Origin of the sequence: Lichenibacterium minor, assembly GCF_004137685.1 — a bacterium.
Lineage (GTDB): Bacteria > Pseudomonadota > Alphaproteobacteria > Rhizobiales > Beijerinckiaceae > Lichenihabitans > Lichenihabitans minor.
Map to the genome: position 1 here is coordinate 42,426 of NZ_QYBB01000014.1, position 18,633 is coordinate 61,058.

Sequence of the window (18,633 nt, forward strand, 5' to 3'; positions counted from 1 at the left end):
CCTCAGGCGGTCTTGTCGGCGGCGTCGGGGCCGGCCTTCGGCGAACCGGGGCCGGTTTCGCCGCGGTCGGCCTCGGCGGACGGCTTCGGCGGCTGCTCCTGCCGGTCGGAATCGGATGCGGGATCGGACGCGTGGACGGCGCCGGACTCGATCTGGTTCGTGCCCACCGGGTCGTCCGTGCGGGTCCCGGTATCGGCCACGGAGCCTTCGGGGCGGGCGTTGCCGCCGGCGGGCGCGTGCTGACCGTCGAGGCCGCCGTGCCCCATGTCGGCCTGCGTCCTGTCCTGACCCGCCTTCTCGGCCGCGGCACGGCCGTGGTTCGGCTCGGACTGCGTGTCGCGCGCTTCGAGCGCGTCGGTGAGGGCCGGGTCGCGATCGGCCGCCGTCAGCACGGCCTCATTGTCCTGCTCGTGCAGGGTCGCGAACCGGTCCTCCGTCCCGTCGGCGCCGTACCACGTCGTCAGCGACGTGAGCCCGCCCGCGGGCTCGGAGGTGCGGCGGCCGGTCTGCGACCCGCGCTGGACGGGCCGGCCGGCGGCGAGGTCGTCCAACAGCTTGTCGAAGTTTTCCGGAGTCAGGTCCTCGTAGTAGTCGTCGTTGATCTGCACCATCGGCGCGTTGCAGCAGGCGCCCAGGCACTCGACCTCGAGCCAGGAGAAGTTGCCGTCGGCCGAGATGCCGTCCATCGGGCCGACGCGCCGCTCCAGCACCGCCTTGATGTCGTTGGCGCCGCGCAGCACGCAGGGCGTCGTGCCGCAGAACTGGATGAAGTGCTTCCCGACGGGCTTCAGGTTGTACATCGTGTAGAAGGTCGCGACCTCGAGCACGCGGATGTACGGCATGCCGAGGATGTCGGCGATGCGCTCGATGGCGGGCTTCGACACCCAACCCTCGTTCTGCTGCTGGGCGCGCCGCAGCAGCGCCATCACGGCGGAAGCCTGGCGGCCTTCCGGGTATTTCCGGATCTGGCGGTCCACCCAGGCCCGGTTCTCGGGGGTGAAGTCGAAGCTGTCGGGCTGGATTTCAGCGAGGCGCCGAACGGTCATCAGTTCATCTTTTCGCAGGTCTGACGGGGCGCGCTGTGGCACAGATAGGCCGAGGTGCCCCGCTGCAGGATGATGTAGGCCCCGCCGCTCGTGTCGGCGAAGGCGGTCTTGATCTCGTAGCCGTCGGACAGCAGCTTCGCCACCGAGGTCGCCGCCTGGGCGGCGGCGGCGGACGCCGCCGCGGACGCCAACAGAACCCCGGCGACGAGCCGCCGCATCAGCGGTCGACCTCGCCGAACACGATGTCGAGCGAGCCCAGCACGGCCGACACGTCGGCGAGCAGGTGTTCGCGGCACATGAAGTCCATCGCCTGGAGGTGGGCATAGCCGGGCGCGCGGATCTTGCAGCGGTACGGCTTGTCGCTGCCGTCCGACACCAGATACACGCCGAACTCGCCCTTGGGCGCCTCGACGCAGGCGTAGACTTCGCCCGCCGGCACGTGGAAGCCCTCGGTGTAAAGCTTGAAGTGGTGGATCAGCGCTTCCATCGAGCGCTTCATCTCGGCGCGCGGCGGCGGCGCAACCTTGCCCTGGCGGGTGGTCACGGGCCCCTGCCCGTCCGGCTGCCGCAGCTTGGCGCAGCATTGCCGCATGATGCGGACGGACTGGCGCATCTCCTCCATGCGGATCACCTGGCGATCGTAGTTGTCGCCGTGCTTCCCGACGGGGATCTCGAACTCCATCTCGTCGTAGCACTCGTAGGGCTGCGAGCGGCGCAGGTCCCAGGCGGCGCCGGAGCCGCGCACCATCACGCCCGAGAAGCCCCACGCCCAGCATTCGTCGAGCGTCACGATGCCGATGTCGACGTTGCGCTGCTTGAAGATGCGGTTGTCGATGAACAGCGCTTCGAGGTCGTCGACGACCTTGAGGAAGGGGTCGCAGAAGGCGTCGATGTCGTCGATCAGCGCCGGCGGAAGGTCGGCGTGGACGCCGCCCGGCCGGAAATAATTGGCGTGGAGCCGCGCCCCGCAGGCCCGCTCGTAGAAGCCCATCAGCTTCTCGCGCTCCTCGAAGCCCCACAGCGGCGGCGTCAGGGCGCCGACGTCGAGCGCCTGCGTGGTGACGTTGAGCAGGTGGGACAGGATGCGGCCGATCTCGCAGTAGAGCACGCGGATCAGTTGGGCGCGGCGCGGCACCTCGATCTTGAGCAGCTTCTCGATGGCCAGGACGAAGCCATGTTCCTGATTCATCGGCGACACGTAGTCGAGCCGATCGAAATACGGGATGTTCTGGACGTAAGTGCGCTGCTCCATCAGCTTCTCGGTGCCGCGGTGCAGCAGGCCGATGTGGGGGTCGACGCGCTCGACCACCTCGCCGTCGAGCTCCAGCACGAGGCGGAGCACGCCGTGGGCGGCAGGATGCTGCGGCCCGAAGTTGATGGAGAAGTTGCGGATCGTCTGGTCGTTCATGACGCTTTCTCGCCGTCGGCGCCGAAGCGCTTGGCCTTCTCGTCGCCGGGGAGGGACGCGATGTCCATCGCTTCCCAGGGGGACAGGAAGTCCCAGTCGCGGTAGTCCTGCGTCAGCCGCACGGGTTGGTTGACGACGCGCTTCTCGGCGTCGTTCCACCAGGACTCGACGAAGCCGGTCTGGGGGAAGTCCTTGCGCAGGGGATGGCCCTCGAAGCCGTAGTCGGTGAGGAGCCGGCGCAGGTCCGGGTGGCCGGTGAACAGGATGCCGTAAAGGTCGTAGGCTTCCCGCTCGTACCAGTTGGCGGAAGGGAACACGCCGGTGAGCGACGGCACGGCGGTGTCCTCGTCCGCCTGCACCTTCACGCGGACGCGCCGGTTGTGCTTGGGCGACATCAGGTGGACGACGACGTCGAAGCGCGACGCGCGCGTCGGATAGTCCACGCCGCACAGGTCGACGAAGGCGACGAAGCGACAGCGCTCGTCGTCGCGCAGAAAGGTCACCAGCGGCACGATGTCGGACGCCTGCGCGAGCAGGGTCAGCTCGTCGTTGGCCACCACGACCGTGACGGCGCCGCCGCCGAAGGACGCCGCGATGGCGGCCCCGAGGTCCTCGTCCGTCGGCGTTCGGCTGTCGTTCATCGGGTCGCACCTCGGGTCGTCGTGTCGGAATAGCCCCGCGCGTCGCGCGGGGCCGGGGCTCAGCGCTCGATCGTGCCGGTGCGACGGATCTTGCGCTGCAGCATCAGGAAGCCGTAGAGCAGCGCTTCGGCGGTGGGGGGGCATCCCGGAACGTAGATGTCGACCGGGATGATGCGGTCGCAGCCGCGCACCACCGAATAAGAGTAATGATAATAGCCGCCGCCGTTGGCGCAGGATCCCATGGAGATGACGTAGCGCGGCTCCGGCATCTGGTCGTAGACCTTGCGCAGCGCCGGGGCCATCTTGTTGGTCAGCGTGCCGGCGACGATCATCACGTCGGATTGGCGCGGGCTCGCCCGCGGGGCGAATCCGAACCGCTCGGAATCGTAGCGCGGCATGGAGAACTGCATCATCTCGACCGCGCAGCAGGCGAGGCCGAAGGTCATCCACATCAGCGAGCCCGTGCGGGCCCAGTTGATGACGTCGTCCGTCGAGGTGAGGATGAAGCCCTTGTCGGCGAGTTGGTCGCTCATGCCGGCGACGAAGGCGTCGTCGCTCTGGATGGCGCGGCCCGTGCGCGGGTCGATGAGGGGCTGGCCGCCCTTCGGCGGCTGCGCCGTGACCAGCGTCCCGCCGGTCGAGGCCGCGTCCGCCATGCCGGGCCGGCTCTCGGGTTTCGAGTCGAGGATCAATCCCATTCGAGGGCGCCCTTGTTCCATTCGTAGATGAAGCCGATCGTCAGCACGCCGAGGAACAGCATCATCGACCAGAAGCCGAAGATCCCGACCTCGTGAAACGCCACCGCCCAGGGGAACAGGAAGGCGACTTCGAGGTCGAAGATGATGAAAAGCAGAGCGACCAGGTAGAACCGGACGTCGAACTTCATGCGGGCGTCGTCGAAGGCGTTGAAGCCGCACTCGTAGGCCGACAGCTTCTCGGGATCGGGCGCCTGGAACGCGACGATGAAGGGGACGACGAGCAGCGCCCCGGCGATCACCGCCGACACCGCGATGAAGATCACCAGCGGCAGGTATTGGTCGAGAAGCCCCGGCATCGCGCCTCCACGGGGCCGCCGAACCGGACCCTCACAGCATCGTGCCCGGGGCCTGTTCGACCCCGGCCAGCTTGGAGGAGACCTAATGTACCGCACTGCACTGCGCAAGGCGAAAGCCCGACGCGGGCGGGTTCGCCACAGGGGTCGCGGGTCGCGCGGCATTCCATCGCTGGATGATCGCCGGCGCGGGCCGGGCCGCCGGCGGACGCGCCGATCAGGCCGCGCCGGCTCCGCCGGCGCGGCGCGAATCGGCGGTCTCGGCCAGCAGCGCCACGAGCAGGTCCGGCTGCGACACGAGGCCGATGAGGCGGCCGTCGGGACCGACCACCGGCAGGTTGTGCAGGCCCGTGCTCGCCATCAGCCGGACGGCGTCGGCGAGCGGGGCTTCGGGGAACAGCCGTGCGACCGGCGCCGTCATGATGTCCTCGACGTTGCCCTGCGGCGCCCGCCCGCGCTCGACCGTCAGGCGCAGCCGGCGCAGGATGCCGAGCCGCGGGCCCGCCCGGTCCCACGCCGGCTTGTCGAGCAGGTCCGCCCGGGTGACCATGCCGAGCACGCGCGCGCGCTCGTCCGTCACCGGCAGCGCGTCCGCGGCGCGGTCGCGCATCAGCCGCAGGGCTTCGGCGATCGGGGCGCCGGGTGCGACAGCGACGGCGTCGCGCCGCATCACGGCCGAGCAGGTGGCCAGCCCGGCGCGGCGGCGGTAGGAGCGGATCTCCGCCTGCCGGAGGATCGCTTCGAGGTCTCGGCGGTCGACGTCGAGCAGTTGATCGTTCTCGGCCAGCACGGCGTCGATGTCGGCGGAGCTGAAGCCCAGGCCCGCCGCCGGCGCGGGGCGACGCGCGTCGCGCTCCGCCGCCGGGCCGATCGTGCGGTGCGGGTAGGAGCGGCCGAGCAGGTTGTTGAACAGCAGCGCCACCGCCAGCAGCAGCACGCTGTTGGCCGCCACGGGCCACAGCACGAAGCCGTAGCCGAGGTGGCGCACCGCCGGGCCGCCGAGCACCGCCGTCAGCGCCACCGCGCCGCTGGGCGGGTGGATGCAGCGCAGGCTCGCCATGAGGCCGATCGCCAGACCGACCGCCAGCGCGGCCGCGACGAGGGGCTCGGGCACCAGCGTCGCCGCGGTGACGCCGACAAGAGCCGCCACGACGTTGCCGCCGAGGATGGACCAGGGCTGGGCCAGCGGGCTCGACGGGACGGCGAAGAGCAGGACCGCGGAAGCCCCGATCGGGGCGATGAGGGTCGGCAGCGTCCCGCCGTCGCCGACGGCGAGCCGGCACAGGCTCCCCGTCGCCAGGACGCCGAGGAGCGCGCCGACCGCGGACCGGAACCGCTCCTTGGCGCTGATCGGCGTCGTGCGGGGCATCCAGGCGGAGAATGATGGGAGCATGGGCTCGTTCGTGGGCCCGGTCGCGGCCGGCGCCGAATGCCCTGGCCTCGCCGATGCGGTCCCGGCGGAGAAACCGCGCCGGGCCAGCGGCGTCAAGCGACGGGCCCGGGACGCGCGTCCCGCTCCGGGCCGCCGTGCGGCCCCGCCGACGGGTCGCGGGCGGCCGGGCGCGGAGCGTCGTCGGTCCCCGGGCCGTGCCGCACGGCGCCGCCGGGCGGCGCCGGCGTCACAGCAGGTCGGCGAGCGGGTTGGGCACCTGGTCGGCGCAGAAGGCCTGCCCGGCGGGCTGGGACCGGTCGGCTTCCGCGCCGTCGAGCGCCGCCGCGAAGGCCGCCAGCGCCGCGTTGAAGGCGGCGAAGCGCGTTTCCCGCTGCGCCGGGTTGGACGGCGCGGTGCGGCTGTAGAGGGCCGCTGCGTCCTGCAGCTTGCCGAACGCTTCCTCGACCTTCCAGTCCGGCTCGATCTTGTCGAGCATGGTTTCGCGCAAGGCTTCCGTATTCGCCCGCAACCCTTTGATCTTGGCCGGCTTCGCTGTCTCGTCGTCCGCCGCGGCCTGATCGTGGAACCTGACCAGTTCGGTGGCGAAGGTCATCATCATGTCGCGCTGTCTCCTGCCCCGGCCTGCCTGGGAGCGGCGTTTTTCGGCCTTGGATGGTTAACGAGGGGTGTAAGGCGCCGGCCCGTTCGCCGCGCTGCGGCGACGGGGTCCCCGACCGATCGGTCCCTGTCGGGCGCTCGTGGACCGGCCCGCGAAAATCCGCTTTGCCTCGGCGCGCGGTTCGGCAGGATGGCGCGGGCCGCGCCCGACCGGACGACCGCGGGCCCGAGGAGGTGGAGCATGCTCGATCGCGACGACATCGAGGCCGATCTCGCCCGAGGCCAACCGGAGGACATCCGGGACGCGTTCGACGCCCTGGTGAGATGGGACGGCGCCAGCGGCATCCGGGGCATGGCGCGGGCCGGCGATCTGATGGCGTTGTTCGAGCGCGTCTCGACGGCGCTGCTGGACGACGACGGCCGCGTCCCGCCGGACACGGTGCGCGCCCTGCTGCGCGGCCGGGGGACGGCGCCCGCGCGAGGGGTCGCCACCTACGGCGACGCGGCCCGCTTCGCCCTCGCGGCCCGCCGCAGCTGGTGGCCCGCCTTCGCGGCGAGCTTCCCCGATCCCGACGGAGCGCCCGAACCGGTCTGACCGCCGGGCAGGCTCCGCCCGTTCCCGGCCGACACGGCGGTGCGGCGCATCAGGGCGTCCTCGGCGGCCTCAGCCGAAGGTGGAGGTCCCCGCCTCCGAGCAGGCGCACGCCGCGGTCGTAGACGCTGCGGCAGGGGGCGCTGAGCAGGCGACGCTTGCCCAGGATGCAGGACACGCCGTGGTCCTTGGCGGCGAGGGCGTCGGGGCACAGGCGAAGCGCCTCGCCGAGGCACAGCATCGCCGATCGCCGAAGCTCGGGCGGGATGGCGAGCGACGGCGCCGCGCAGGCGGGCGAGGCAGCCGCGAGGGCCGCGATGAAGCAGAGGATCAGGCGCATGCGGGCTAGGTTTGCGCCTGTCGCGGCGCCCCGGCAAGCCTCGCGGCCGCGCTATAGAAGCTGTTTCCGGTACGGACGGACCGGCTGCGAGCGGCTCCCGCTGTTCGGCTGGTCGCGGCGCGTGGGCGCCGACGGGACCGGCGTCGCCGGCCGTTCGACCTGCCCGCGTCTCTACTCGGCCGCTTCCTGAAGCGACACCGCCTGCAGCACCGAATGGATGGAGGATTTACGGCCGAACGCGGCCAGGACCTTCCCATGCAGGACCGTCGACCTCGCGTCCGCGGCGACGGACCGCTCGTTGGCTTCGGACGCGTCCGATTCCAACGCCATCACGCGCGCTTCGGCGGCCTCGGCCCGGGCGGCCAGTTCGGCGAGCCTGTTCTGATCTGCCGCCGCCTGCGCCTGCAGCCTCGTCGAGAACTGCATCCATTGTGTGGACGCCCGCTCGTGTTCAACCAGCTGCTCGGCCCGGTCGGAAAGCTCATGCTCCAGGATCTGGCACCGGGAGGACAGGAACTCGATCGCCTTAGCCGCCTTGCTCAGCAGCATATCGACTTCCGCGCATTCAGGCTCTACAGCTTCCTCCAGATGACGCTGGAGGTTTGCAGATTGCACGGGGAAACGATCTTGAGCTTCCGGCTTGCTGAAGACACGGCTCATGAACTCCCCCACTTCTGCCAAGTTGGCGAGGTCGAGAACTCCGCTGTCCTGCCGCGCTTCCCGCTGCGTCGTGCCACCTTCGTTCACGGTAACCTCCTCGCAAGCCACAACTGAACCATCGTGCAAGTGTGGTTAAGGAGACGTTAATGCCACCAGCGATGTCTTAAAAAAGCGTCACCCCGGGCGAGGGTCCTCTCCCGGCTCCACCTCGTTCCAACTGAAGTTTTCGGAGACAGAACCGATGTCCGACCTCGATCCCACCGCACTCGCCGAGATGACGGCCGAAGTCGTCGCCGCCTACGTGACCCGCAACCACGTTCAAGCGTCCGACGTGCCGAACCTGATCTCGACGGTGCACGACGCGCTGGCCCGCCTGGCGCATGCGCCCGAAGCGGCGCCCGAGCCCGCCAAACTGGTGCCGCCCGTATCGATCAAGAAATCGCTGACCGACGACTACCTGGTCAGCCTGGAGGACGGACGCCACTACCAGAGCCTGAAGCGCCACCTCGCCGGCCGCGGCCTCACGCCGGACGAGTACCGGACCAAGTGGGGCTTGCCGCCCGACTACCCGATGGTGGCCCCCGTCTACGCCCGGAAGCGGTCTGAGCTGGCGAAGAGCATCGGGCTCGGCAGCATGCGAAAGACCGGCTGACAGCACAAAGGCCCTCCCGGAGCCCGGTCGCGGTCCGAGCCCTCCCGCATCGCTCCCGGCGGGAGGGCGCCGATCCCGAAATGGTCGGGTGGAGACTGGGCCGGGCGTCCCGTCAGCCGGCCCGCCTTTCACATGCGTCGCCGATCATGAGCGCCATCAGCACGGCTGCCGCCCGGGCGAGATAGCGTAGGCGCTTGGGCTGCACCGCATGCTCCCAGGGAAGCCACGTCACGCTCGCATGCATCGCGTCGTGATCGTAGAGGACTTTCGCTAGCTTCTCCTGGATGGCGCTCGGCTGCTTGGCGGCTCGGCCGGATCGACGATGCTGGCTGCGCTTCGCGTGAAAATCGACAGGCTCCAAGGCCGCCTCCATCTGCCATGACTGATGGAGAACTGCCCTTCGCCGGTAGAAGACGCCATGCCTCAGCGTCCCGATTTCTATGCGAATCGTCTCACCCGTCCTTTCGAGGAGCGACGAGGACGCCGACGGCCCCCGACCGCCCGCCAAGTCGAGCGGGCTCCCTCGTCTGCGAGGCGGGCGATCTCACGCTGAAGCATGGGCAAAGGCGGCACCCGCGTCCCTGCCCCGGCCCGTCGGCACAGGACAACAGGCTCGACGCCTTCTCGGAAACGACGTCGTCGACGATTCGGGCCGGCCATGGGAGGACGCGGCTTCCGCGACACGAGCGGGACGGCCGTCACGATGTTGGGGAAGACGGAAGGTCCCGGCTCGGGAGATCGCGGCGTTCGGAAGCCATCGCTCCGCCGTCGCGCAGGATGCTCGACAGCGATCGATCCGGAACAAACCTCGGAACGAAAACCGAAAACCAAATATATCTGCTGACGGGAAAGCCGACAAACGGCTGAATGAATGGTCGGAGTGATAGGATTCGAACCTACGACCCCTAGTCCCCCAGACTAGTGCGCTAACCGGGCTGCGCTACACTCCGACACCGCGATGCGGTAAGGCCGTATAGGACGTTCGGAAGAAGCCTGCAAGCCCGAAGGTGAGGCGTCGCGGCGAAGTCCGTCGTCGACGCGAGGACGGCGGCCTTCACGTGCGGCCGACGGACGAGAGCAGCCGCGCGCATTCGGCGAGGTCGGCGGCCACGTCGGCGAGGCGGTCGGCCATGCCGCCGGGGATGTCGGACCCGGGCGCGGCGCGCCCCTCCTGACGCCGCGGGGCGGCCCTGACCGGGGCCTGCGGGACCGCCAGCACGGGGTCGCGGCGGGTGGGCGGCTGATCACTCGGCATCGTGGCTCCGCTGTGCTCGCCTCGGTCCGGGCCGGCCGCGGCGTCCCCGTCGTGTCCCGGCTCGGGCGCTGCCGGCGCGGGCGTGGCCCGCGATCGGGCCAGGGCGTCGGCGACGTGTCGCGCCCCGAACTCGGCCAGCAAACGCTGCACGCCCTTGATGGTGTAGCCCTCGCCGTAGAGCAGGGCCTGCACGGCCCGCAGCAGCGCCACGTCCTCGGGCCGGTAGAACCGCCGCCCGCCCGCCCGCTTGAGCGGCTTGACCTGCGGAAACCGCGTTTCCCAGAACCGAAGCACGTGCTGCGGCAGCCGCAGCTCCTCCGCCACCTCGCCGATGGTGCGATAGGCGTCGGCGCTCTTCTGCGAGACGGGCCGCTCAATCATCCTGCGGCAGCGGCGCGCCGTTGATGCGGCTTTTCAGGATGTTCGACGGCTTGAACACCATCACGCGGCGCGGCGTGATGGGGACCTCGATGCCGGTCTTCGGGTTGCGGCCGATGCGTTCGCCCTTGGACCGCACCACGAAGGAGCCGAAGGACGACAGCTTCACCGGCTCGCCCCGGGCGATGGCGCCGGAAATCTCCTGCAGCACCATTTCGACGAGCTCGGCCGACTCGCTGCGCGACAGGCCGAGCTGCTGGTACACGGCCTCGGACAGGTCCGCCCGCGTGATGGTCTTGCCGTCGGGTGTGCCGGGAGGTCTGGCCATGGGCGCTCTCGATCATCTCCCTGGATCCGCCCGGCGGGGGAGGCCGTGCGGGGAAGCTTAACGCTTGCGGGGCGGGCGCGGAAGCCGCGACGACGGCCCTGCGACCGCGATACGGTTCACCACCGCAGCAGCGCGGACCCCCAGGTGAAGCCGCCGCCCACGGCTTCGAGCATCACGAGGTGCCCCGGGCGGATACGCCCGTCGCGGCAGGCCTCGTCGAGCGCAAGCGGCACCGAGGCCGCCGACGTGTTGGCATGCAGGTGCACCGTGGTCACCACCTTCGCGGGATCGATGCCGAGCTTCGCCGCCGACGCGTCGATGATGCGGCGGTTGGCCTGGTGCGGCACGAACCAGTCGAGGTCGTCGGGGCCGATCCCCGCCGCCGCGAAGGCGTCGACGACGACGTCCGTCACCTGGCCGACCGCGTGGCGGAACACGTCCTTGCCCTGCATGCGCAGGTGGCCGGTGGTGCCGGTCGTCGAGGGGCCGCCGTCGACGAACAGCTTGTCGCGCCCGCGCCCGTCCGACCGCAGATGCGTGGTGATGATGCCGCCGTCCCGCAGCGCGTCGCCCCCCCGCTCGGCTTCGAGCAGCACGGCGCCGGCGCCGTCGCCGAACAGCACGCAGGTGGTGCGGTCCGACCAGTCGAGCAGGCGGGAAAAGGTTTCGGCGCCGATCACCAGGGCGCAGCGGTGCGACCCCGAGCGCAGGAACTTGTCGGCCGTCGCGAGGGCGAAGACGAAGCCCGAACACACGGCCTGGAGGTCGAAGGCGACGCCGGCCGTGAGGCCGAGGGCCGCCTGAACCTGGGTGGCGGTGGCGGGAAAGGTGTAGTCGGGCGTCGCGGTCGCCACGATGACGAGGTCGACGTCGCGGGCGTCGCGCCCCGCTCGGTCCAGCGCGGCGCGGGCCGCGTGGGTGGCGAGCTGTGACGTCGTCTCACCCTCGGCCGCGAAGAAGCGCCGGGTGATGCCGGTGCGCTGGAGGATCCATTCGTCGGACGTGTCGACGGTGCGCGCCAGCTCGGCGTTGGTGACGCAACGCTCGGGCAGGTAGGCGCCGACGCCTCGCACCACGGACCGCCAGCCGCTCGATTCCACCACGAGGCCTCTTCATCACTGAACCCGGCCGGCGCCGCGCCATGCGCGCCGGGCCGCCCTGCGCCGGCCGGAAGCGCGGGCCCGTCCGGACGAGCCGCGGGCCGAGGGCGCCGGACCCGCGGAGCCTCCCTATGCGCCGAATCGGCGCCAGCGGCAATCGCCGAGGGGCCCCGCCCTCACGGCGCCGAAACGGCGGCGGTTCCCGGCAGCGCCGCGGCGGCGGCGGCGGCCGACTGGCTGTCCTGCGACAGCGCGAGCTGGTCGCGGATGCGGGCGAGCAGGTCGTGGCTGACCATCTCGTGCCCGACCCCGATGGCGCGGGCGTAGCCCACCGCGTCGGTGCCGCCGTGGCTCTTGATGACGACGCCGTCGAGCCCGAGGAAGACGCCGCCGTTGACGCCGCGCGGGTCCATCTTCTCGCGCAGCGCCGCGAAGGCGCCGCGGGCGAACCAGTAGCCGACCTTGGACATGAGGTTGGCGCTCATCACCTCGCGCAGGTAGCGGCCGATCTGCACGGCGGTGCCTTCCGCGGTCTTCAGAGCGATGTTGCCCGTGAAGCCCTCGGTCACCACGACGTCGACCGTCCCGCGCCCGAGGTCGTCGCCCTCGACGAAGCCGCGGTAATCGAGCGACGGCAGCGCGAGTTCGCGCAGCATGCGCCCCGCCGCCTTGATCTCCTCGAGCCCCTTGATCTCCTCGACGCCGACGTTCAGCAGTCCGACGCTCGGGCGCTCGATGCCGCGTACGATGCGGGCCATCGCGGCGCCCATGATGCCGAGGTCCACGAGGTGCTGGGCATCGGCACCGATGCTGGCGCCGACGTCGAGGACGATGGACACGCCCTTCACGGTCGGCCACATGGCGGCGATGGCGGGCCGGTCCACATGCGCCATGGTGCGGAGGCAGATCTTCGACATGGCCATGAGGGCGCCGGTGTTGCCGGCCGACACGACGCAGTCGGCGCGGCCCGTCTTCACGGCGTCGATGGCCATCCACATGGACGAGGTTCGGCGGCCGGAGCGGAGCGCCTGGCTCGGCTTGTCGTCCATGCGGACCGCCACGGTGGTGTGGACCACCTCGGATGCGGCGGACAGCGCGGGCTCCCGGGCGAGCAGCGGGGCGATCTGCGCCTCGTCTCCCACCAGCAGGAAGCGCGTCCCCGGGCGCTCGCGCAACGCCAAAGCGGCACCCGGAACCACGACGGAGGGTCCGTGATCGCCGCCCATGGCATCGATTGCGATCCGAACCGCCTCGTTCATCCGTCACCCTCGTCTTCGAAGCCGGTCATCGGGCTCCGGTGGGAAGCCCAGGTTCCATGCCGTCACGCCGGTGGCCACGTCAACTCGCCAAAGCGACGTGGCGCGACACCTCGCCCCGCCCCGGCCGCGGACGCTTCGGCCCGGGGTCAGGCCGTTTCGGGGCCCTTCAACGCCTTCAAGGCCGCGAAGGGCGAAGCCTCCGGCTCCTCGGCCGGCTCCGGCGCGGGGTCGGCGAAGGCCACCCCGGGCTTGCGCGGATAAGGGTCGAGGCCGAGCACCAGGATTTCGGCCGCGAGCGATCCGAGGTCCACCCGCCCGTTGACGATGGGATCGGGCAGGTCCTCGAGGTCCTCGTCGTCGCCTCCGGGCCGCGCCGCCCGCGCCGCCGCCAGTTCCTCCACCTCGGCTTCGGGGGCGAACCGCACGTCGACCGGCTCCGACACGTCGGACGCGAATTCGTCGAGCGAGACGACGCAGACCTGGCGCACGCGCGCCGACACGGTCCCGGTGACGTGGAGGCCGTCGGCGCCCTCGCGCCGGATGCGGAAGGCGGCCGACAGCGCGTCGATGCCGGGCAGGTCGCAGTCCCGCGCCAGGGCGTCGCGTTCGGCCGGCGTGGTGTCGAGCGCGAAGCTCGTCGCGGTGTCGCGCGCCGACGCCGCGTCGAAGCGGCGGGACAGGGGACCGGAGGGCGGGATCGAACGGGTCATGGCGGGCTCAGGGACGGGACGGTCGACGGGTCGGGAAAGGGCAGCGGTGCTTCGAGGCAGGACGCGAGCGGGGTCGACGCGAGGACATCCGCGGCCAGGGTCGCGTAGCGCGACAGGCGTTCCGCTGCATCCCCTTCGACACGGCCCGCGTAAACGTTGCGCCCCAGCGCGGACGCCAGCGCGCCGTCGCCGGAGCGCAGGCCGGCGTCGTAGGCGGCGGAGCGGCCGAGGAAGGCCTCGCACAGCCGCTTCATGCGCTTAGGCACCGTAACGTCGCCGACGCCGGCTTCGCGGAGGTCGGCTTCGAGATGGGCGAAGACCGTGTCGACGAGATCCTGCGCGACGGCCGGTCCCGGCTTTTCGGCGGCGTTGAAACGGCGCAGGACGAGGCCTGCGTGGAGGGCGAGGAGTTCGAACCGTCCTTCGAACGTGTCGGGCACGCCGTAGTCGATGTAGAACGCCGGGCGCCGCACCGCGCCGACGATCTCGCCGTGCAGGCGGTCCAGCAGGGCGCGCCGGGGATCGGGGCGCCGACGCGCGAAAGGGAACAGCATCCCGAGCGGGAGCACCATGGCGCCGGATCCGACGGCCGGCGCATCCTGCGGCGCGGCATCGAGGGGGCGAAACTTGCATTTCGCGGATGCCGCAGTTACGCACTGCCCTCGCCCAATGCAAGGGTCCGCGGCGGTGCGTCGGCTCCGCGAAAGCCACCTCGCTTCTGGTTGCGCGTGGCGATGCCCCCGCGGAGCGCGGTGCGCCGCGCCGAAACGGTGCTCAGGAGGTTCGGATGCGACGCATGGACAACGGCTCGGCGCGCGCCCGACGGGTCGCCGGGCTCGCCGGCGTCGGCCTGCTGGCCCTGAGCCTCGGCGGCTGCCTCGGCTACGACGGCGAAGTCACGCGCGGCTACGTGGCGGACCAGCGCTCGCTCGAACAGGTGAAGGCCGGCTCCTCCGCCGAGCAGGTGCTCGTGCTGCTGGGCACCCCGTCGACGACCTCCACGGTGGGCGGCACGGCCTGGTACTACATCAGCCAGACGGTGGACCGCACCTTCGCCTTCTCGGCACCGGCCGTCGTCGACCAGCGGGTGCTCGCCGTCTATTTCAACAAGGACAAGAAGGTCGAGCGCATCGCCAACTACGGCCTGCAGGACGGCAAGGTGTTCGACTTCATCAGCCGCACCACGCCGACGGGCGGCGCCGAGCAGGGCTTCGTCAGGAACCTGTTCCGCTCGCTGCTCAAGTTCACCTGACCGGTTCCGGCGGGCCGCCTCAGGGGCCCGCCGCGGGGTCGGGGGGCGCCGCCGAGCCGGCCGGGTCGCCCCGCGGGACCGGGTCGAAGGCCGGGAACAGGAGCAGCCCGGCCGCAAAGCCGCCGATATGGGCCTGCCACGCGATCGCGCCGCCGCCGATCCCGAACGAGATCGAGCCCAGCCCGAACAGGAGGTTGGTGGCGAACCACGCGACCAGGAACGTCAGCGACCGGCTGTCCGACAGCACCTCGCGCAGCGACTGGGCGGGCGCGAGAAAGGCCCGGCGGCGGCCGTCGCCGACCGCGTCCACGAGGGCCGACAGGGGCACGTGCGGCCGGAACATGAAGCGCAGCGCCGCTCCCATGCAGCCCGACACCGCGGCCGACGCGCCGATCACCGGCTCGAGGTCGAGCGGATGCGCGGCCCATTGCGCGACGGCGCCCGCCGCGGCGGTGACGGCCATGAAGGCGAAGAAGCGCCGAGCGCCGAATCGGCGCGCAACCGGCGTGCCGAAGGCGAGAAGCCAGACGCCGTTCAGCCCGATATGCCCCCAATCGGCGTGGAGCAGCGCGTAGGTGAGGGCCGTCCAAGGCTGGAGCGTGCCGTCGCCGAGGAAGAAGCGCTCGGCCTGCGCCTGCCGGTAGCCCTCCGCACCGTGCCGCGCCAGCGCCACAACGGCGCCGACGACGCGGTCCGGGACGAGAGCGTAGCTGAACCGCCCGGGCACGAAGGCCAGCCGGGTGAAGAGCGCGTCGTCCCAAGCGTCCGGCAGGACCTGGCGCAGGGCGTGGATCCCGACCAGCACGACGAGCGTCGCCGCGATCGGCCACGGGATGTCGAAGATGGGCTGGCGCTGCGGCGCCGCGCGCTCGGGCGCTGCGGTACGGTCGAGCAAATGGGAAACCTTGGTGGCCGGTGCCGATCCCGGGCGTCGGCGACGGAGCGACAAGTCCCGCCGCGGGGCGAAAGATCCTGGGCCGCCCTTCGTCGGTCGTCCCACGCATGGCGGCCTCCTCTCGCGGGCGAGAGGGGTGGGATCGGGCGGTGGGGCCGGCGGCACGAGCCGTGCGGTGGCGGGGGCAACCTGCCCGGGCGACCTCCGGCCCGTGCCGAAACGGGACGGACGGCGTGCCGTGGCGTGACGCCGAGTGACCCGAATGAGACATGCCGCCAGCCGCCAGCTCCACGCCTATTGGGACGCCCTCCGCGGCGGGCGGGCGGCGCCCGGACGGGACGAGATCGACCCTGCGGCGATCCGCGGCGTGCTCGCCTCCGTCTTCATGCTGGATGTCGCGGCGCTCCCCCTGCCCCGGCCGGCCGACGCCACCTTCAGCCTGAGCGGGACGCGCATCGACGCCCTTTTCGGCCGCCTGCTGCGGGGGAGCACCTTCGACAGCATCTGGGACCCCCGCAGTGCCGCGCTCGCCGCGGCCGCGCTGGATGCGGCGCTGGGCGGGGGCCGGCCCGTCGTCGCCGCGGCCCGCGGGGGGCCGCCGGGGCGCGGCGCCATCGACGTCGAGCTTCTGCTGCTGCCCCTCGCGTCCGGGGCCGGCCGGCGCGCGCGCGTGCTGGGGTCGCTGGGCGCCGCCTCCGCGCCGGACTGGATGGGCCTGTCGGCCGCGGCGCCGCTCGACCTCAAGGCCCTCGGGGAGCCCCGCCTCGCACCCCGGGCGCCGGACTTCGGCCGACGCGTCGCGCGCCCCTTCGCGCCGCATCCCGGCGGCCGGCGCGAGCCGCCGCACCCGCCCGGCCGGGCCTGACGGTCCGCTGCCGCAACGGCCTTCAAGTTCAGGTCGCCTTAACGGGTCGGGCGTCAAAGTGGGCTTCAGAAGAACCGTCCCGAACCTCCAAGGCGGACATCCGGTGGTGTCATCCCCGCTCCTCAGATCCGATCCGTACGACCAAGAGCGGCGCCGCCACCAGCGCGTGCGGGTGGCCGTGCTGGGACGTTACATGCTGGCGAACCGGCAGGAATTCCCATGCCAGACCATCGACATGTCGCCCGGCGGCGTGGCCCTCGTCGCCCCCGTGCGGGGCGCCCTGAAGGAACGGGTGATCTGCTACATCGACCAGATCGGCCGGATCGAGGGCACGGTGGCGCGCATGCTCGAGTCGGGATTCGCGCTGTCGCTCAACGTGCCGCTCGTCAAGCGCGAGAAGCTGGCCGACCAGCTCACATGGCTCGGCAACCGCCACGCGCTCGGGATGCCCGAAGACCGGCGCCACGAGCGCGTCGCGCCGCGCAACCCGCGCTCGACGCTGCGGTTGCCGGACGGCCGGGACTACCCGATCCGGCTCATCGACGTGTCGGTGTCGGGCGCGGCCTTCACGGCGGACATCCACCCCCCCGTGGGCACGCCGGTCACGATCGGGCAGACGCCGGCCCACGTGGTCCGCGGCTTCAACGGGGGCGTGGCGGTCGAGTTCGCGCGACCCTTCTCGGCCGACAGCGACGCCAGCGCGCTCCAGCTGTGAGGGCGGGGCGGGGAAGCGCCCGTCCTCGCCCCCCGACGGTCAGATCTCCTCGAGGTCGTAGTCGAGGATGGCCATCTGCAGCGTGTAGGACTTGCCCTTCGGGTCGTCGGCCGACACGACCCCCAGGAAGTCGCTGCCCACGTTCAGCTCCACGGAATCGGTCTTCTTGGCCCGCGGCACGACCTTGAACTTATCGTTGTCGAACAGCAGCCGCAGGTAGGACTCGATCGTCTGGCGGTCGACCGGGATCTTCATCTCGAACGAGAACGAGCGGTCGCCGTCCTCGTCGTCCACCGCGATCGTGGCGATGCGACGCTCGCCCAGCGACACGTCCGCCCGGTCGGCGTCGCCCTGGTTCGGCAAAACCTTCAGGGCCTTGTTGCCGAAGGTGCGCTGCAGGTAGTCCTGCAGCTTGTGGAGTTCGGTCTTGTTCAAGCTGTGCTCCGAAAGGACGCCGCCCGCGCATCGCGTCCCGCGGTGGACGGCTTCGTGCCGACCCTCGGGCCGGGCCGAAACCCTAGCCGAGCGAGGCGTCCGGCGGAAGCCTCATCCCGTTCCAACCCGCCGAGGAGGAGCCTCGCGCGGGGCGCGCCCGGTCACAGGCCCTGGACGACGGCCCGGCCGATGCCGCGGCCCTGCTCGACGAAGGCGCGGTCCTGCGTCTTCTGGGCGATGATCTGGTCCATGGTGCGGGCGGGCTCGGCGCAGCCGGCTTCCCCCACGACGCGGCCCGGCACGCCCACCACGGTCTTCTTCGGCGGCACGGACGCCAGCACCACGGAACCGGCCGCGATGCGGGAGCAGTGGCCGACCTCGATGTTGCCCAGCACCTTGGCGCCGGCGCCGATCAGCACTCCGCGGCGGATCTTGGGGTGGCGGTCGCCCGTCTCCTTGCCGGTGCCCCCGAGCGTCACGTCGTGGAGCAGCGACACGTCGTCCTCGACCACGGCCGTGACGCCGACCACGAGGCCGGTGGCGTGGTCGAGGAAGATGCCCTTGCCGAAGGGCGCCGCCGGATGGATGTCGGTCCCGAACACCCCGGAGGACCGGCTCTGCAGGTAGAGGGCGAGGTCGCGCCGCCCCATGCCCCACAGCGCGTGGGCGAAGCGGTGGGTTTGAATGGCGTGAAACCCCTTGAAGTGCAGGAGCGGCTCGACGAGGCGGGTGCAGGCCGGGTCGCGGTCGAAGAAGGCCATGATGTCGGCCCGGAACGCGTCGCCGATGGCGGGATCGTGCCGCGCCACCTCGGTGAACGCCTGGCTGAGCAGGATGGCGGGCACGTCGCCGTGGTCGAGCCTCGCCGCGATGCGGTAGATCACGGCCGCGTCCAGCGTGTCGTGGTTCAGAACCGTCGTCAGCATCAGCTTCGACAGCACCGGCTCGTGGTGCAGGATCTCGTCGGCCTCGGTCCGCATGCGGGCGAAGAGCGGGTCGACGCTCGCCATCTCGACGACCTGGGCGCTCTGGTTGTGCCACATGACTCGAACTCTCCACGC

The 18,633-nt window shown here is 71.3% G+C and carries 25 protein-coding genes and 1 tRNA gene; 5 read left to right on the top strand and 21 right to left on the bottom strand.

Annotated features, from left to right (window positions below; all coding sequences use genetic code 11):
- Positions 1-2: 2 nt before the first annotated feature.
- From nuoE to D3273_RS13615, 8 genes are all read right to left on the bottom strand, one after another.
- Positions 3-1,046 carry an NADH-quinone oxidoreductase subunit NuoE gene (gene nuoE / locus D3273_RS13580; protein ID WP_207210777.1) on the bottom strand — a complete coding sequence of 348 codons (1,044 nt, stop codon included), beginning with the start codon at positions 1,044-1,046 and terminating at the stop codon, positions 3-5.
- Positions 1,046-1,264 (bottom strand): hypothetical protein, encoded by a 219-nt coding sequence (locus D3273_RS13585; RefSeq protein ID WP_129227419.1) that lies wholly within the window; start codon positions 1,262-1,264, stop codon positions 1,046-1,048. The genes nuoE and D3273_RS13585 overlap by 1 nt, the downstream gene beginning before the upstream one ends.
- Positions 1,264-2,454, bottom strand: coding sequence for an NADH-quinone oxidoreductase subunit D (locus tag D3273_RS13590; RefSeq protein WP_129227421.1), 1,191 nt, complete (start codon positions 2,452-2,454; stop codon positions 1,264-1,266). Before D3273_RS13590 ends, D3273_RS13585 begins: the two co-directional genes overlap by 1 nt.
- Complete coding sequence (locus tag D3273_RS13595) at positions 2,451-3,095, bottom strand: NADH-quinone oxidoreductase subunit C (RefSeq protein WP_129227423.1); 645 nt, start codon at positions 3,093-3,095, stop codon at positions 2,451-2,453. Before D3273_RS13595 ends, D3273_RS13590 begins: the two co-directional genes overlap by 4 nt.
- Before the next feature lie 59 nt (positions 3,096-3,154).
- Entirely contained in the window at positions 3,155-3,751 is a 597-nt protein-coding gene (locus D3273_RS13600; RefSeq protein WP_129227511.1) for a NuoB/complex I 20 kDa subunit family protein, read from the bottom strand.
- Positions 3,752-3,783: 32 nt separating this feature from the next.
- Entirely contained in the window at positions 3,784-4,149 is a 366-nt protein-coding gene (locus D3273_RS13605) for an NADH-quinone oxidoreductase subunit A (protein WP_129227425.1), read from the bottom strand.
- A 214-nt stretch (positions 4,150-4,363) separates the two neighbouring features.
- Positions 4,364-5,539: an HPP family protein gene (locus D3273_RS13610; protein ID WP_129227427.1), complete on the bottom strand. Its 1,176-nt coding sequence runs from the start codon at positions 5,537-5,539 to the stop codon at positions 4,364-4,366.
- Positions 5,540-5,765: 226 nt separating this feature from the next.
- Entirely contained in the window at positions 5,766-6,137 is a 372-nt protein-coding gene (locus tag D3273_RS13615) for a hypothetical protein (protein ID WP_129227429.1), read from the bottom strand.
- Between the two features lie 240 nt (positions 6,138-6,377).
- On the opposite strand from D3273_RS13615, the gene D3273_RS13620 reads away from it, so the two are divergent.
- Positions 6,378-6,731 carry a hypothetical protein gene (locus D3273_RS13620; RefSeq protein ID WP_129227431.1) on the top strand — a complete coding sequence of 118 codons (354 nt, stop codon included), beginning with the start codon at positions 6,378-6,380 and terminating at the stop codon, positions 6,729-6,731.
- Positions 6,732-6,780: 49 nt separating this feature from the next.
- Here D3273_RS13620 and D3273_RS13625 read toward each other — a convergent pair whose 3' ends face one another.
- Complete coding sequence (locus tag D3273_RS13625) at positions 6,781-7,068, bottom strand: hypothetical protein (RefSeq protein ID WP_129227433.1); 288 nt, start codon at positions 7,066-7,068, stop codon at positions 6,781-6,783.
- A gap of 171 nt (positions 7,069-7,239) precedes the next feature.
- Positions 7,240-7,815 (bottom strand): hypothetical protein, encoded by a 576-nt coding sequence (locus tag D3273_RS13630; RefSeq protein ID WP_129227435.1) that lies wholly within the window; start codon positions 7,813-7,815, stop codon positions 7,240-7,242.
- 154 nt (positions 7,816-7,969) lie between these two features.
- Here D3273_RS13630 and D3273_RS13635 point away from each other — a divergent pair, with 154 nt between their 5' ends.
- Entirely contained in the window at positions 7,970-8,380 is a 411-nt protein-coding gene (locus tag D3273_RS13635; protein WP_129227437.1) for a Ros/MucR family transcriptional regulator, read from the top strand.
- Between the two features lie 112 nt (positions 8,381-8,492).
- On the opposite strand, the gene D3273_RS13640 is transcribed toward D3273_RS13635, so the two are convergent.
- The 8 genes from D3273_RS13640 to D3273_RS13675 all read right to left on the bottom strand — a co-directional run bounded on the left by D3273_RS13640 (position 8,493) and on the right by D3273_RS13675 (position 13,982).
- The gene (locus D3273_RS13640) at positions 8,493-8,741 is read right to left on the bottom strand and encodes a hypothetical protein (protein WP_129227438.1); all 249 of its coding nucleotides are present in this window, start codon (positions 8,739-8,741) and stop codon (positions 8,493-8,495) included.
- 511 nt (positions 8,742-9,252) lie between these two features.
- Positions 9,253-9,330: transfer RNA gene (locus D3273_RS13645), tRNA-Pro, on the bottom strand.
- 104 nt (positions 9,331-9,434) lie between these two features.
- Positions 9,435-10,016 (bottom strand): MerR family transcriptional regulator, encoded by a 582-nt coding sequence (locus tag D3273_RS13650; RefSeq protein ID WP_129227440.1) that lies wholly within the window; start codon positions 10,014-10,016, stop codon positions 9,435-9,437.
- On the bottom strand, positions 10,009-10,341 hold the full coding sequence (locus D3273_RS13655) for an integration host factor subunit alpha (protein ID WP_129227442.1): 333 nt from the start codon (positions 10,339-10,341) through the stop codon (positions 10,009-10,011). Before D3273_RS13655 ends, D3273_RS13650 begins: the two co-directional genes overlap by 8 nt.
- A gap of 116 nt (positions 10,342-10,457) precedes the next feature.
- Positions 10,458-11,444 (bottom strand): beta-ketoacyl-ACP synthase III, encoded by a 987-nt coding sequence (locus D3273_RS13660; RefSeq protein WP_245501154.1) that lies wholly within the window; start codon positions 11,442-11,444, stop codon positions 10,458-10,460.
- 173 nt (positions 11,445-11,617) lie between these two features.
- On the bottom strand, positions 11,618-12,700 hold the full coding sequence (gene plsX / locus D3273_RS13665; RefSeq protein WP_129227443.1) for a phosphate acyltransferase PlsX: 1,083 nt from the start codon (positions 12,698-12,700) through the stop codon (positions 11,618-11,620).
- Between the two features lie 146 nt (positions 12,701-12,846).
- Positions 12,847-13,410: a YceD family protein gene (locus tag D3273_RS13670; RefSeq protein ID WP_129227444.1), complete on the bottom strand. Its 564-nt coding sequence runs from the start codon at positions 13,408-13,410 to the stop codon at positions 12,847-12,849.
- Positions 13,407-13,982, bottom strand: coding sequence for a ubiquinol-cytochrome C chaperone family protein (locus tag D3273_RS13675; protein WP_245501155.1), 576 nt, complete (start codon positions 13,980-13,982; stop codon positions 13,407-13,409). Before D3273_RS13675 ends, D3273_RS13670 begins: the two co-directional genes overlap by 4 nt.
- 215 nt (positions 13,983-14,197) lie before the next feature.
- Between D3273_RS13675 and D3273_RS13680 the strand changes: the two genes are divergently transcribed.
- Positions 14,198-14,662: an outer membrane protein assembly factor BamE gene (locus D3273_RS13680; protein ID WP_428977778.1), complete on the top strand. Its 465-nt coding sequence runs from the start codon at positions 14,198-14,200 to the stop codon at positions 14,660-14,662.
- A gap of 19 nt (positions 14,663-14,681) precedes the next feature.
- Here D3273_RS13680 and D3273_RS13685 read toward each other — a convergent pair whose 3' ends face one another.
- Entirely contained in the window at positions 14,682-15,557 is an 876-nt protein-coding gene (locus D3273_RS13685) for a rhomboid family intramembrane serine protease (RefSeq protein WP_129227445.1), read from the bottom strand.
- A gap of 262 nt (positions 15,558-15,819) precedes the next feature.
- Between D3273_RS13685 and D3273_RS13690 the strand changes: the two genes are divergently transcribed.
- Together D3273_RS13690 and D3273_RS13695 are read left to right on the top strand one after the other, a co-directional pair.
- A complete protein-coding gene (locus D3273_RS13690) occupies positions 15,820-16,422 on the top strand; it encodes a PAS domain-containing protein (protein WP_129227446.1) in 603 nt (200 codons plus the stop codon).
- A gap of 106 nt (positions 16,423-16,528) precedes the next feature.
- Positions 16,529-17,137, top strand: a complete 609-nt coding sequence (locus D3273_RS13695) for a PilZ domain-containing protein (protein WP_129227447.1) — start codon at positions 16,529-16,531, stop codon at positions 17,135-17,137.
- A 39-nt stretch (positions 17,138-17,176) separates the two neighbouring features.
- Here D3273_RS13695 and D3273_RS13700 read toward each other — a convergent pair whose 3' ends face one another.
- Positions 17,177-17,572 (bottom strand): DUF3126 family protein, encoded by a 396-nt coding sequence (locus tag D3273_RS13700; protein ID WP_129227448.1) that lies wholly within the window; start codon positions 17,570-17,572, stop codon positions 17,177-17,179.
- A 161-nt stretch (positions 17,573-17,733) separates the two neighbouring features.
- Positions 17,734-18,615 carry a serine O-acetyltransferase gene (gene cysE, locus D3273_RS13705; protein ID WP_129227449.1) on the bottom strand — a complete coding sequence of 294 codons (882 nt, stop codon included), beginning with the start codon at positions 18,613-18,615 and terminating at the stop codon, positions 17,734-17,736.
- Positions 18,616-18,633: the final 18 nt, after the last annotated feature.

What these genes read in the sequence shown, in the direction of transcription:
- D3273_RS13590 (WP_129227421.1), bottom strand. Translation starts at nt 2,454, where the DNA reads ATGAACGACCAGACGATCCGCAACTTCTCCATCAACTTCGGGCCGCAG.
- cysE (WP_129227449.1), bottom strand. Translation starts at nt 18,615, where the DNA reads ATGTGGCACAACCAGAGCGCCCAGGTCGTCGAGATGGCGAGCGTCGAC.
- D3273_RS13585 (WP_129227419.1), bottom strand. Translation starts at nt 1,264, where the DNA reads ATGCGGCGGCTCGTCGCCGGGGTTCTGTTGGCGTCCGCGGCGGCGTCC.
- D3273_RS13675 (WP_245501155.1), bottom strand. Translation starts at nt 13,982, where the DNA reads ATGGTGCTCCCGCTCGGGATGCTGTTCCCTTTCGCGCGTCGGCGCCCC.
- D3273_RS13680 (WP_428977778.1), top strand. Translation starts at nt 14,198, where the DNA reads ATGCGACGCATGGACAACGGCTCGGCGCGCGCCCGACGGGTCGCCGGG.
- D3273_RS13650 (WP_129227440.1), bottom strand. Translation starts at nt 10,016, where the DNA reads ATGATTGAGCGGCCCGTCTCGCAGAAGAGCGCCGACGCCTATCGCACC.
- plsX (WP_129227443.1), bottom strand. Translation starts at nt 12,700, where the DNA reads ATGAACGAGGCGGTTCGGATCGCAATCGATGCCATGGGCGGCGATCAC.
- D3273_RS13620 (WP_129227431.1), top strand. Translation starts at nt 6,378, where the DNA reads ATGCTCGATCGCGACGACATCGAGGCCGATCTCGCCCGAGGCCAACCG.
- D3273_RS13690 (WP_129227446.1), top strand. Translation starts at nt 15,820, where the DNA reads ATGAGACATGCCGCCAGCCGCCAGCTCCACGCCTATTGGGACGCCCTC.
- D3273_RS13655 (WP_129227442.1), bottom strand. Translation starts at nt 10,341, where the DNA reads ATGGCCAGACCTCCCGGCACACCCGACGGCAAGACCATCACGCGGGCG.
- D3273_RS13625 (WP_129227433.1), bottom strand. Translation starts at nt 7,068, where the DNA reads ATGCGCCTGATCCTCTGCTTCATCGCGGCCCTCGCGGCTGCCTCGCCC.
- nuoE (WP_207210777.1), bottom strand. Translation starts at nt 1,046, where the DNA reads ATGACCGTTCGGCGCCTCGCTGAAATCCAGCCCGACAGCTTCGACTTC.
- D3273_RS13600 (WP_129227511.1), bottom strand. Translation starts at nt 3,751, where the DNA reads ATGGCGGACGCGGCCTCGACCGGCGGGACGCTGGTCACGGCGCAGCCG.
- D3273_RS13595 (WP_129227423.1), bottom strand. Translation starts at nt 3,095, where the DNA reads ATGAACGACAGCCGAACGCCGACGGACGAGGACCTCGGGGCCGCCATC.
- D3273_RS13605 (WP_129227425.1), bottom strand. Translation starts at nt 4,149, where the DNA reads ATGCCGGGGCTTCTCGACCAATACCTGCCGCTGGTGATCTTCATCGCG.
- D3273_RS13670 (WP_129227444.1), bottom strand. Translation starts at nt 13,410, where the DNA reads ATGACCCGTTCGATCCCGCCCTCCGGTCCCCTGTCCCGCCGCTTCGAC.
- D3273_RS13635 (WP_129227437.1), top strand. Translation starts at nt 7,970, where the DNA reads ATGTCCGACCTCGATCCCACCGCACTCGCCGAGATGACGGCCGAAGTC.
- D3273_RS13615 (WP_129227429.1), bottom strand. Translation starts at nt 6,137, where the DNA reads ATGATGATGACCTTCGCCACCGAACTGGTCAGGTTCCACGATCAGGCC.
- D3273_RS13610 (WP_129227427.1), bottom strand. Translation starts at nt 5,539, where the DNA reads ATGCTCCCATCATTCTCCGCCTGGATGCCCCGCACGACGCCGATCAGC.